This is a genomic window from Sporosarcina sp. P3, assembly GCF_002743415.1.
In the GTDB taxonomy this organism is placed as follows: Bacteria; Bacillota; Bacilli; order Bacillales_A; family Planococcaceae; genus Sporosarcina; species Sporosarcina ureae_A.
Window position 1 is genome coordinate 119,346 of record NZ_PDZE01000003.1, and the last position, 11,987, is coordinate 131,332.

Annotated in this window: 16 protein-coding genes and 1 riboswitch; all 16 genes read right to left on the reverse strand. The window is 42.1% G+C overall.

Translation table 11 applies throughout. The annotated features are described in order from the left end of the window. Positions 1–8: 8 nt before the first annotated feature. Entirely contained in the window at positions 9–674 is a 666-nt protein-coding gene (locus CSV61_RS04860; protein WP_083035966.1) for a precorrin-8X methylmutase, read from the reverse strand. Next, positions 664–1,446 carry a precorrin-6A reductase gene (gene cobK / locus CSV61_RS04865; protein ID WP_099638308.1) on the reverse strand — a complete coding sequence of 261 codons (783 nt, stop codon included), beginning with the start codon at positions 1,444–1,446 and terminating at the stop codon, positions 664–666. The genes CSV61_RS04860 and cobK overlap by 11 nt, the downstream gene beginning before the upstream one ends. Before the next feature lie 9 nt (positions 1,447–1,455). Further along, the gene (gene cobJ, locus CSV61_RS04870) at positions 1,456–3,114 is read right to left on the reverse strand and encodes a precorrin-3B C(17)-methyltransferase (protein ID WP_099638309.1); all 1,659 of its coding nucleotides are present in this window, start codon (positions 3,112–3,114) and stop codon (positions 1,456–1,458) included. A 130-nt stretch (positions 3,115–3,244) separates the two neighbouring features. Further along, a riboswitch (cobalamin riboswitch) is annotated at positions 3,245–3,421 on the reverse strand. A gap of 362 nt (positions 3,422–3,783) precedes the next feature. Then, the gene (gene rpsI / locus CSV61_RS04875) at positions 3,784–4,176 is read right to left on the reverse strand and encodes a 30S ribosomal protein S9 (RefSeq protein ID WP_029053248.1); all 393 of its coding nucleotides are present in this window, start codon (positions 4,174–4,176) and stop codon (positions 3,784–3,786) included. Between the two features lie 19 nt (positions 4,177–4,195). Further along, positions 4,196–4,633, reverse strand: a complete 438-nt coding sequence (gene rplM, locus CSV61_RS04880) for a 50S ribosomal protein L13 (RefSeq protein ID WP_029053249.1) — start codon at positions 4,631–4,633, stop codon at positions 4,196–4,198. A gap of 173 nt (positions 4,634–4,806) precedes the next feature. Beyond that, on the reverse strand, positions 4,807–5,544 hold the full coding sequence (truA, locus tag CSV61_RS04885) for a tRNA pseudouridine(38-40) synthase TruA (RefSeq protein ID WP_099638490.1): 738 nt from the start codon (positions 5,542–5,544) through the stop codon (positions 4,807–4,809). A 5-nt stretch (positions 5,545–5,549) separates the two neighbouring features. Beyond that, a complete protein-coding gene (locus tag CSV61_RS04890; RefSeq protein WP_083034243.1) occupies positions 5,550–6,347 on the reverse strand; it encodes an energy-coupling factor transporter transmembrane component T family protein in 798 nt (265 codons plus the stop codon). Beyond that, positions 6,341–7,216 carry an energy-coupling factor ABC transporter ATP-binding protein gene (locus CSV61_RS04895; protein WP_083034244.1) on the reverse strand — a complete coding sequence of 292 codons (876 nt, stop codon included), beginning with the start codon at positions 7,214–7,216 and terminating at the stop codon, positions 6,341–6,343. The genes CSV61_RS04890 and CSV61_RS04895 overlap by 7 nt, the downstream gene beginning before the upstream one ends. Then, positions 7,192–8,049, reverse strand: a complete 858-nt coding sequence (locus tag CSV61_RS04900) for an energy-coupling factor ABC transporter ATP-binding protein (protein WP_083034245.1) — start codon at positions 8,047–8,049, stop codon at positions 7,192–7,194. Before CSV61_RS04900 ends, CSV61_RS04895 begins: the two co-directional genes overlap by 25 nt. 276 nt (positions 8,050–8,325) lie before the next feature. After that, on the reverse strand, positions 8,326–8,706 hold the full coding sequence (gene rplQ, locus CSV61_RS04905) for a 50S ribosomal protein L17 (RefSeq protein WP_029053254.1): 381 nt from the start codon (positions 8,704–8,706) through the stop codon (positions 8,326–8,328). A 30-nt stretch (positions 8,707–8,736) separates the two neighbouring features. Continuing rightward, positions 8,737–9,681 carry a DNA-directed RNA polymerase subunit alpha gene (locus CSV61_RS04910; RefSeq protein ID WP_029053255.1) on the reverse strand — a complete coding sequence of 315 codons (945 nt, stop codon included), beginning with the start codon at positions 9,679–9,681 and terminating at the stop codon, positions 8,737–8,739. Between the two features lie 123 nt (positions 9,682–9,804). After that, on the reverse strand, positions 9,805–10,194 hold the full coding sequence (gene rpsK, locus CSV61_RS04915; protein ID WP_009499031.1) for a 30S ribosomal protein S11: 390 nt from the start codon (positions 10,192–10,194) through the stop codon (positions 9,805–9,807). A 26-nt stretch (positions 10,195–10,220) separates the two neighbouring features. After that, entirely contained in the window at positions 10,221–10,586 is a 366-nt protein-coding gene (rpsM, locus tag CSV61_RS04920; RefSeq protein ID WP_083034246.1) for a 30S ribosomal protein S13, read from the reverse strand. 24 nt (positions 10,587–10,610) lie between these two features. Next, on the reverse strand, positions 10,611–10,724 hold the full coding sequence (rpmJ, locus tag CSV61_RS04925; protein WP_076758849.1) for a 50S ribosomal protein L36: 114 nt from the start codon (positions 10,722–10,724) through the stop codon (positions 10,611–10,613). Between the two features lie 39 nt (positions 10,725–10,763). Continuing rightward, positions 10,764–10,982: a translation initiation factor IF-1 gene (infA, locus tag CSV61_RS04930; RefSeq protein WP_029053257.1), complete on the reverse strand. Its 219-nt coding sequence runs from the start codon at positions 10,980–10,982 to the stop codon at positions 10,764–10,766. Between the two features lie 345 nt (positions 10,983–11,327). Beyond that, entirely contained in the window at positions 11,328–11,981 is a 654-nt protein-coding gene (locus CSV61_RS04935) for an adenylate kinase (RefSeq protein ID WP_083034247.1), read from the reverse strand. Between the last annotated feature and the right edge of the window lie 6 nt (positions 11,982–11,987).

Below are 11,987 nucleotides of genomic sequence, written 5' to 3' on the forward strand. Positions count from 1 at the left end.
GGTCTTTTTTAGTTTGTTTGCTTTGCGCGCTCATCTGCCATGATCGAAATGGCATTCAGTGCAGCTACTGTCACTGTACTGCCACCCTTTCTCCCTATATTGGTGATAAACGGAATACCTTCAAGGACTGCCAGTTCCTCTTTTGATTCGGCCGCCGAAACAAAGCCCACCGGCATCCCAATAATTAAATCCGGTTTGGCGATCCCCTCTTTAATTAAACGAATTAACTCTAACAATGCAGTGGGTGCATTACCGATGGCATATATTCCGCCTTCGTGCAAACGAGTTGCTTTTTGCATCGATATAATCGCACGTGTTGTACCTTGAACTTTCGCTTCCTTTGCGACATCCTCATCCGCAATGTAACAATGTAAGTCGCTGCCATGCTTCTGGAATCGTTTGCGGCCTGAACCACTCTCTATCATTTGTACGTCTACTACTACGTGACGTCCTGCTAAAATTGATTGGATTCCCGCCTCGAGTGCGTCAGGTGTGAAAATCATGCTGCGTCCTAACTCAAAATCCGCTGAAGCGTGAATTACGCGCCGAACTACCATCCACTGCTCATCTGTAAATGGGTGTTCTCCCATCTCTTCTTTGATAATTGAGAAACTGTGATCATAAATTTTATCTGGATCTACAGTTAGTGGTGTGAATTTCGTATTAAAGTTCATGTTTGGATTTTTCAAGTATTAAACCTCCTAATAGTTGGGTAACTTTTTCAAAAGACGTACAAAAATTATCATATTGAAGCTTTGGTCGTTTAATCAAAATAACTGGTATTTCCAGTTCCAAGGCGGCGGTAATTTTCTCATCCACAGATCCTACTTTTCCGCTTTCCTTGGTGATCATTAACGTCACGTCGTATTGCTCGCATAACGACTTATTCAGTGATTCAGAAAACGGTCCTTGTATTGCGATAATATCCTTTTGTTTGATTCCTAACTTATCGCACTTTTCCATGTTCCCTATGTTTGGGAGCATTCTGCAGATCAAGCGAATTTCATCACGCAATAAATAGTCCGCAAACACTTCCAGCGTCTTACTTCCCGTAGTCAACATAACCGTTCCTTTATGTGTTTGAGCCAGCTTGGCGGCCTCTTCATAACTTTCAACTTCCGTAATCAGTGGAGAAACAAACTTTTCCTTCGGACGTTCATAGCGAATATATGGAACACCGCATGCCTTAGCCGCTTTCATAGCCGTTTTCGAAGCTTCCTCCGCATAAGGATGACTGGCATCCACAACACAAGTCATCTCATGCTTTCGAATCAGCTCCTCCATATCATCCGCCGTTAACCTGCCCACCTGATACGCGATATCATTTGCTTTTAAACTTTCTGCAGCAGAATCGGTTACTACTGTGGCGATCAGGGAGTGGCCGAGACTCTGCAAATGAATGGCTAAGGCCCTTGCATCGCTGGTACCTGCTAAAAATAAAATCATAACTTCCTCCTAATCCCCGCAAGGCGCCGGCTCTACTTCAATCTTGCAGCTCATGTCGTAATAGTCATAGTTCAGTACTTTTTTAACACGTTTAAAATACTTAAAGAAACGTTCGTTAGGGTGTGCATTTTGTTCATATTCTTCTATAATTTTGGTGACCAACGGGATTAAATTATCCGGTTCAATTCCCTCAGCGATTGGCTGGGCAGCATGAGCAGTACGGCCAACCGGTTTCGCTCCAATAAATAAATCAAACTTTTTCTTTCGGTAAACAATTCCAATGTCGTCAAACACAGGGCGATAACATGCCATGCCGCAACCATTGAACCCGACATGCAACTGCTTTGGAAGCTTCATCCCTTCAAACTTTGCTGCGATTTCTTCCGCATATGGGATAGAATCCGCCTTTTCTCCGTAACAAAAATCACACGCTTTAACTTTTAAGACTTCCCCTGCCGGCATGACTGTAAAGCGTTCGTTTTCAAGTTTTTCAACAATCGCTTCAGGATTATCTGTTGTAACTTTTACAATAAAACGATGATCCGGTGTATATTCCAATGTGCCTTTCTCACCAACGACTTCAGCTAAAACCAGCATCTGTTCTGCTGTGATCATTTTATTAGCAACACCAGGCGAAACGGAAAATTCAAATATATTCTCGATCGGCTGCCTCACCAAAAATGGGTTTTCCACTTCTTCTTCTGAAACCATAGATAAAGCCTTTAATGCCATATCCATTGACTGAACCTTTTCTTTTGGCTCTGGTTCTTGCACAGGAGCCTGCTCGGGCACCTTACTTATGATTTCCTCATATCCTGACCGCGCCTCTCCGGTTTCCTGATCAAGCGCCCATGGTTCTGCTTCCTTTTTCAAACGCTGATGCGGTTTTAAACTTTGTTTACCTTCTCCCAACGTATATTTACGTTGGTAACCGCGCGGTGTAATAATCTTTCCATCATAAAAGAAAGTGGAAGAGTTACCGATAATGACAGTCGTCAGCATTCCAATATCATGCTCAAGCATTTCCGATAATGTCGTTAGGACAATACGCTGGTTTTCACGATACGCACTTTTCACCAGGCCTACAGGCGTATCAGGGGAGCGATATTTTAGTAAGATATTCTGTGCTTCTACAATTTGACGCGTCCGGCGTCCGCTCTTTGGATTGTATAAAGCAATGACAAAATCCGCCATCCCGGCAGCTTCAATACGTTTTTCGATAACAGTCCATGGTGTCAGATGGTCACTCAAACTGATCGTACAAGAATCATGCATAACAGGTGCACCCAGTAAGCTTGCACATGAGTTAATAGCTGAAATACCTGGAACGATTTCTACATCAATTCCCTCTGCTTCAGTCCAGCCCTTTTCGACCAGCACCTCATACACTAATCCAGCCATGCCATACGCACCTGAATCACCACTGGAAATTACTGAGACAATACCGCCTGCCTCCGCTTTCTTAACAGCATCTTGTGCACGTGAAACTTCTTCAGTCATTCCTGTGCTGACAATAGACTTCGCCGTTACCAAATGCTTAATCAGCTCTACATACGTTTTATAACCAATAATATAATCACTTGCTTGCAGTGCGTCTAATGCCCGTCCCGTAATATGTTCAGTAGCACCGGGACCAAAGCCGACGACATAAATTTTTCCCTTTTTCATGATTTCCCTCCAAATAAAAATGCCTACACTCCTTTTCAGGGGAGTGTAGGCACGTGAAAGTATATTAGAAGTCATACTAAAAAAAACAATTAATATTATTGTCCCGCCCATACTTCTCCCACCGAAAAGTAAAGTGTCATTTAAATAAGCAGGTTTCCTGACTCAAGCTTCACTTTACTCTTACACCTTCCCAATTTCTCAGTGGTATTGTAATTTCATCAGCATTTACAGTAGCGGGGGCTGTACTAGAATTTCACTAGTTTCCCTTTTAACTCACAATGTGAGCACTTATTTAAATTAGTTTATTTAATTTTCATAAATATAACACATAATCTTCTAATCTACAAACCTACTTTGGTTTATTTTCTATACCCTTCTGATAGACTATCTCTTCTTTCTGAATTTCTTTGTTTTCTATTCTCAAGAAAACTCGTCCTCAGTGCAACCATGATCGCAAGCTAGAGGCATTCAGTAAATCTTTACATTTTAGAATATCGCAGTCAAAGTCAAGCATAGCTATACATTTACAAACTACTCACTACTTGAATTAGTGGGTTATGAACTATTAGGATAGACTACAGTGTTAATTACGGGAAGAAATTTAAAACTCTAAAAAACCTCTTTCCAAAAACTCGGAAAGAGGTTGTAAAGGTTGATATGAAATCAATATTAACGTTTTGAGAACTGAGGTGCACGACGAGCGCCGCGAAGACCATATTTTTTACGTTCCTTCATACGTGGATCACGTGTTAGGAATCCTGCTGATTTAAGTGCTGCACGGAAATCAGGATCTACAGTAAGCAATGCACGAGCAACGCCGTGACGGATTGCGCCTGCTTGACCTGTGTAACCTCCACCGTGAACGTTAACGTGGATATCGTAGCTTCCAAGTGTTTCCGTTGTAACTAGTGGTTGTTTAATGATTTCACGAAGTGTTTCGAATGGTACGTAGTCTTCTACGTCACGATTATTGACGACAATTTTGCCTTCGCCAGGAATTAGACGTACACGAGCTACTGAACTTTTACGACGGCCAGTGCCGATATATTGTACTTGTGCCAAGTGGGTTTCCTCCTCTTAATTAACCGCGAAGCTCGAAAGCTTCTGGTTTTTGTGCTGCATGCTGATGTTCTGGACCAGCAAATACGTGTAATTTCTTGATTGTTTGACGACCTAGAGGACCGTTTGGAAGCATTCCTTTAATCGCAAGTTCAAGCATTTTTACAGGGTAGTTTGTACGCATTTCTAGAGCAGTACGTGACTTGATGCTACCTGTGTAACCAGAGTGACGGTAGTACATTTTATCTTTCAACTTGTTACCAGTCAATTGGATTTTTTCAGCGTTGATGATGATGACGTGATCGCCTGTATCAACATGTGGTGTAAACGTTGGTTTATGTTTACCGCGTAAAAGAGTTGCAACTTCTGAAGCAAGACGACCAAGCGTTTGTCCTTCAGCGTCGACAACTAGCCATTTACGTTCGACTTCGTGACCTTTAGCCATGAATGTTGTGCGCATATTGTATTTCCTCCTAAAATATCAAATCTGTTCCCTGTTTTCTCTATCCCTAAACACAAATAAACTTCCGGGGCTTGTTTGTGGGGTTATTGAAATACCATTTATCATGTTATCCTTTATTGCCAATAAAGTCAAGCGTTTTTATGTATACGCCAGGATTAGTTGCCATGACTTCAATATGTGACTTCTAGTAAGTACAAACCGTGTGCCGCCGCAGTTTTCCCTGCTCTTTGGCGATCTTTCGCCTCGAGTATTTTTTGGATATCTTCAGGCTCGTCCCAACCAATGCCGACTGCTAACAAAGCACCAGCAATCGTACGAACCATATTGTAAAGAAATCCATCTCCTTCCACTTCAAGAACTAGTTCGTCCTGATGCCGTTCAAGTGTTAGTTTTCGGATCGTGCGGACTTTATTCGAAGTAGCGGTCTTCGCCGAACAGAAACTTGTAAAGTCATGTGTACCGATTAAATAGGCAGCACCTGCCTTCATTCGTTCTATATCCGGATTCCATCTACCTAAATGAACAGCAAAATTACGTTCGAATGGACTTTGCAATTCTCCATAGGACCATTTATATCGATACGTTTTGCCTTTTGCACCGTAACGGGCGTGAAAGTCTTTAGACACCTGTTCAATCGCAGTTATACGAATGTCCTTAGGTAGCAATACATTCAATGCCATCAGCCAACGATCACCTAAATCAAGAGGTGTGTCAAAATGAATGACCTGACCTAACGCATGAACACCGGCATCGGTTCGTCCGCTTGCTACCGCGTGTGATGTCGGGTTTTTATGCAATTTAACAAGGGCTTTATCAATCTCAGCTTGAACTGTCCGCATGTTTGGTTGCGATTGATAGCCGGCAAAATACGTCCCGTCATACGAAACAGTTGCTTTCATTCGTTTCAATTTATTCACTTCCTCACCCACAGCAATACACCTACTAATAGCACAAACGTGATCAGAACAGCAGTATCCCTTATGTGCCAAGACAGCTGACGGAACCTTGTGCGACCTTCTCCACCACGGTAGCCACGCACTTCCATAGCGATCGCCAAATCTTCCGCACGCTTAAACGCACTAACAAATAGTGGGACAAGCAACGGAATGACTGCCTGCACCCGTTCTTTGATGGAACCGGTACTTAAATCAGACCCTCTAGCTAATTGTGCCTTTAAAATTTTATCCGTTTCATCCATCAAGGTTGGAATAAAACGTAGTGATATGGACATCATCAATGCCAACTCATGTACTGGCAATTTCAGCTTTTTAAAAGGATTGAGCAACGTTTCCAATCCATCCGTAATCGAGATCGGTGAAGTGGTTAGTGTCAATACTGTCGTAATCAAAACAAGAACTAAAAATCGGATGGATATAAATATACCCATTCGCAATCCCTCTTCATATATTTTGATAAACTTCCATTCAAATATAATAGGTCCTTCGCGTGTAAAGAAAATATGTAATAGAAGAGTAAAAATGATCAAAAAAATGACTGGTTTTAATCCATTAATCAAAAAGTACGGTCTAATTCGGGCAAGTGCAATAACAAATGCTGTGAAGCCAAGCAAAATGGCATAGGACACAACGTTATTAGCCAAGAATACCGCTACTACAAACAGAAAGACAAAGAGCAATTTGGAACGAGGATCCATACGATGCACAATGGATGTACCTGGAATAAAACGGCCTATAATCATTTTTTCTAACATGGCCGCTCCTCTTTTCTTGCAATAGCTTTTGCTAATTCTTGTGCCAATATGTCTTCCGTAAGTGCAATACGATCGAAACGTTGACCACTCATCTTTTCAATCTCACGCTGAAAACGCACGGAACGCGGGATGCTGAGTCGAAATGAATGAAGCTCGTCTTCCATACTATATATTTCTTCAGGCGTCCCTTCCATCACGGCTGTCCCCTCATGCATCACCAGGATTCGATCACTGTAACGTGCCGCATCTTCCATACTATGGGTCACAAGAATGGTCGTTAGACTCTCCGTCTTATGCAAATGATGGAATAACTCCATAATCTCCTTACGACCTTTAGGATCCAACCCCGCTGTAGGCTCGTCAAGGACCAAGACAGATGGCTTGAACGCCAAGACACCTGCAATCGCAACGCGCCGCATTTGACCTCCTGACAGTTCGAAAGGAGACTTCTGCAACACATCATCCGGCAGACCTAACAGTTTCACTAATTCATGTGCGCGAGCTCTTGCTTCTTCTTTCGGCACACCAAAATTTATGGGACCGAACATGATATCTTTTTCAACTGTTTCTTCAAATAACTGATGTTCAGGGAACTGAAACACAATCCCTACTTGGTGCCGTACTTCCTTCATCTGCTTACCTTTAGTTTGGGCAGTAATCATCGTGTCACCTATTTGGACGATACCTTCAGACGGCTTTAGCAACCCATTCAAATGAAGCAATAGAGTCGACTTCCCTGAGCCCGTATGACCAATAATTGATGTATAAGAGCCTGAAGGGATCGTAGCTGTCACGTCGTGCAAAGCACGTTTCTCAAACGGTGAATCTTTAGCGTATAAGTATCCTACTTGCTGAAGTGAAATGTCCACAATTCATTCACCAACTCTTCTTCTGTCATATGATTGCCTTGCAACTCTACGCCAGCTGCTCTTACTAACTCAGAAACGCGTAAAGCAAAAGGCAGATCGAGCCCAATCTTTTCGAGCTCAGTACCTTGGCGGAAAATTTCCTGTGGTGTACCTACCATCAATACTTGTCCTTCATTCATTACCAATATACGATCTGCCAATAATACTTCTTCTAAATCATGTGTAATGGATAACACAGTCAAACCAATTTCCGATCGCAACTTCTTGACGATCTCAATGACCTCTTCACGTCCTTTCGGATCCAACATGGAAGTGGCTTCATCCAAAATAAGTAGCTCGGGATGCAATGCTAATGCGCCTGCAATCGCTACACGCTGCTTCTGACCGCCTGATAGATGATGTGGCTCATGATTAATGTAATCCGTCATCTTCACTTGTTCTAAAGCCTCTTGAACACGTTTTACCATCATGTCGTATGGTACACCGTTATTTTCTAGTGCGAAAGCTACGTCATCCTGTACCGTAGATCCGACAAACTGATTATCGGGGTTTTGAAAGACAATACCCATACGTGAACGTGTTTCCCAAAGATTTTCTTCTGATAATCGTTCCGAGAAGAGATGTACTTCACCTGATGAAGGAAACATCAAGCCAATCAACAGCTTTGCTAGCGTCGACTTACCAGAACCGTTATGTCCTACAACTGCCAGCCATTCTCCTTCATACAAAGTGAAAGACGCATTATTCAATGCCTTAGTTGACTCAGGTGAAGAGTCTTCATCCTCCATATCGTAAGAGAACTCTACCTGGTGCATCGACGCTATTTCCTTCATTTAGATTCCTCCTCTTAGCTGTTGCTATGGATCAATATAAGCTCTATGTAATCAATTATTCTTATGTATAAAAAAAAAGCGCGTACCTCATCTAAGGAATGCGCCTTTGAAAACGAAAATGCCGGGTGCTCATGCCGACATCTCAGATGAGGTACGTAGAGCTAGACCAGTCGATTACTCGCGGATCATAACACTCAGCTTTTATGTCGTATAAATCTCGTAGTTGTAATAAAAGGGTGTGCTGTGCGTGACAGACACACCCTCGAAGTGTTGGAATTACACCAGTTCAATAATAACTACTGGTGCGCCATCGCCACGGCGAGGTCCCATTTTCATTATACGTGTATAACCGCCTTGGCGATCTGCATAACGTGGTGCTACTGTATCAAACAACTTTTGAAGTGCAAACACTGTTGCTTCTTCGCCTTCTCCGTTTTCAACAGTCACCTTTTCACGACGAATATATTCAGCCGCTTGACGACGTGCATGAAGATCTCCGCGTTTTCCAAGAGTGATCATCTTTTCAACTACTTTACGTAATTCTTTAGCACGTGTTTCAGTTGTCTGGATGCGCTCATGAATAATAAGATCTGTCGTTAAGTCGCGAAGCATTGCTTTACGTTGTGAACTTGTGCGTCCAAGTTTTCTGTATCCCATTTGAAGTTACCCTCCTTCAATATATGTCAGTTATTCTTCAGAGCGTAACTCAAGGTTTAGCTCATCCAATTTAGCTTTCACTTCTTCAAGTGATTTACGGCCTAAGTTTCGCACTTTCATCATTTCGTCTTCAGACTTGTTAGCAAGTTCTAAAACCGTATTGATGCCTGCACGCTTCAAGCAGTTATAAGAACGGACAGAAAGATCAAGTTCTTCAATTGTCATTTCCAAAACTTTTTCTTTTTGGTCTTCTTCTTTTTCTACCATGATTTCTGCAGTTTGTGCTTCGTCAGTCATACCAACGAATATATTCAAATGCTCTGTAAGAATTTTAGCTCCAAGTGATACTGCCTCTTTAGGACCAATGCTTCCATCTGTCCATACATCGAGTGTCAACTTATCAAAGTTGGTACTTTGTCCGACGCGAGTGTTTTCAACTTGGAAGTTAACGCGTGATACAGGAGTGTAAATCGAGTCGATTGGAATTACACCAATCGCTAGATCCTCACGTTTGTTTTGATCGGAAGGAACATATCCGCGTCCACGTACAGCATACATACGCATACGTAAATGTCCATTTTTACCGAGAGTAGCAATCGGGAGATCTGGATTTAATACTTCAACATCACTATCATGTGTGATGTCTGCAGCCGTCACGACGCCTTCACCTTTCACATCGATCTCAATAACTTTCTCATCGTCTGAGTAAATTTTGAGAGCTAGTTTCTTCACATTCAAAATAACTGTAGATACGTCTTCGACGACACCTTCAATTGTAGCGAATTCATGAAGTACACCATCGATTTGAATAGATGTCACAGCAGCTCCTGGTAATGAAGACAAGAGAATGCGGCGCAAGGAATTCCCTAAGGTGTTTCCATATCCACGCTCTAAAGGTTCGATAATAAACTTACCGAACTGTGAATCTTCACCGATCGTTACTGTTTCAATCTTTGGTTTCTCAATCTCGATCATTTATTTACCCTCCTCAAAACGTCTCTATATTGGTTTAACCTTATTGAATTCACTGATAATAGATAGTCTATTTCAACAGTATTAACAAAAAATGTCTTTCTTAATCCAATAGATTCAAACCGATTATACGCGACGACGTTTTGGCGGGCGACAACCATTGTGCGGAACCGGAGTTACGTCTCTGATTGCAGTAACTTCAAGACCAGCAGCTTGTAGTGAACGAATAGCCGCTTCACGACCAGCACCTGGGCCTTTAACTGTTACTTCCAATGATTTTAAACCGTGTTCCATTGCTGTTTTCGCTGCAGTTTCAGCAGCCATTTGTGCAGCAAATGGAGTGGATTTACGGGAACCTCTAAAGCCAAGTGCACCAGCGCTAGACCATGAAAGTGCATTACCGTGGCTATCCGTGATAGTTACGATAGTGTTATTGAACGTTGAACGGATATGTGCGATACCAGTCTCAATATTCTTTTTTACACGACGTTTACGAGTTTGTTGTTTACGTGCCATGTTGGAAAGAACCCTCCTTTACCTAATTATTTTTTCTTGTTAGCCATTGTACGTTTAGGACCCTTACGCGTACGTGCATTGTTTTTCGTGTTTTGTCCACGAACAGGCAATCCACGACGGTGACGGATACCACGGTTACTACCGATTTCCATCAAACGCTTGATATTTAGAGAAGTTTCACGACGAAGATCTCCTTCTACTTTCAAGCCGTCAATTTGTTCACGAATCTTATCAAGCTCAGCGTCAGTTAAATCACGAACGCGAGTCTCTGTTGAAACATCAGCTGCAGTTAAAATTGATTGTGCAGTTGTTTTACCAATACCGAATATATATGTCAATGAAATGACAACGCGCTTATCGCGCGGAACGTCTACACCAGCAATACGTGCCATATAAGTTGTGCACCTCCTTGTGTTTTAGCCTTGTCTTTGTTTATGCTTTGGATTTTCACAGATTACCATTACTCGGCCGCGTCTACGAATAACTTTACATTTTTCGCAGATCGGTTTTACAGATGGTCTTACTTTCATCTTACCCAACCTCCTTCAGTATTTCGGGAGTGCAAAAGTTTATTTGAAACGGTATGTGATACGACCACGTGTTAAATCGTAAGGTGAAAGTTCCAATGTCACCTTGTCGCCTGGCAGAATACGAATAAAGTGCATACGAATTTTACCTGACACGTGTGCAAGCACAGTATGTCCGTTCTCTAACTCCACTTTAAACATCGCATTCGGCAACGTTTCAAGAACAGTTCCTTCTACCTCAATTACGTCGTCCTTCGCCATCAATCCTGTCTCCCTTCTATATCCAATAAAGGCTTTCACCATCGAGCGGCATCAGTTGCCTTCAAAAGGCTTCCTTCAACATATGTCCAGTTAGCATGAGTGATATTCGAAAGACGTCTGCCACATTTCGCTGTTTCGCATAAATCACGAATGAGATCCTTTATTGCCCTCGTTGCAGTGCCAAGTATATATTATACTGCCATTGGCAATAGAATGCATGTCGGAACTACCAAGGAATTAATGATAAACTCTCATTGATCTTATAACAGGAACTTAATGTATTTGCAGTTCGATTTCATCCATTACCTTCCGAACAATGATGAAGATGTGCCCGAAAAGGATTGATTACTTTTTACCTTGTTGCAAAACAGCATCTAAGTCCTTGAATACAAGATTAATATCCTGTTGGCCATTAATTTTAGTCAGTACACCTTTTTCGCCATAAAAGTCGAGTAAAGGAGCTGTCTGATTCATATTTACTTCCAGACGATTCATGACAGTATCCGGATTATCATCTGCACGTTGGTAAAGTTCGCCACCATCCTTATCACACACATCTTCTACCTTTGGTGGGTTGAAGATCAAGTGATACGATGTGCCACATACTTTACAAATTCGACGGCCAGATAACCTTGCAACTAATTCCTCTGTATCGACTTCTATGTCCAATACATACTCAATGCTTTTTCCCAAATCCTTAAGTAAAGCATCTAGTGCTTTAGCTTGTGGAACTGTTCTAGGGAAGCCATCAAGCAAGAATCCTTTGTCACAATCCGGTTTGCTTAAACGTTCACGCACGATACCAATGGTAACTTCATCAGGAACTAATGCTCCTTGATCCATGAACGATTTTGCCTTAACTCCAAGTTCCGTGCCATCTTTGATGGCAGCACGGAACATATCGCCTGTAGAAATATGGGGGATTCCGTATTTCTCGACAATTTTGTCTGCTTGTGTGCCTTTACCAGCACCAGGCAGACCCATTAATACGATATTCATACGTCC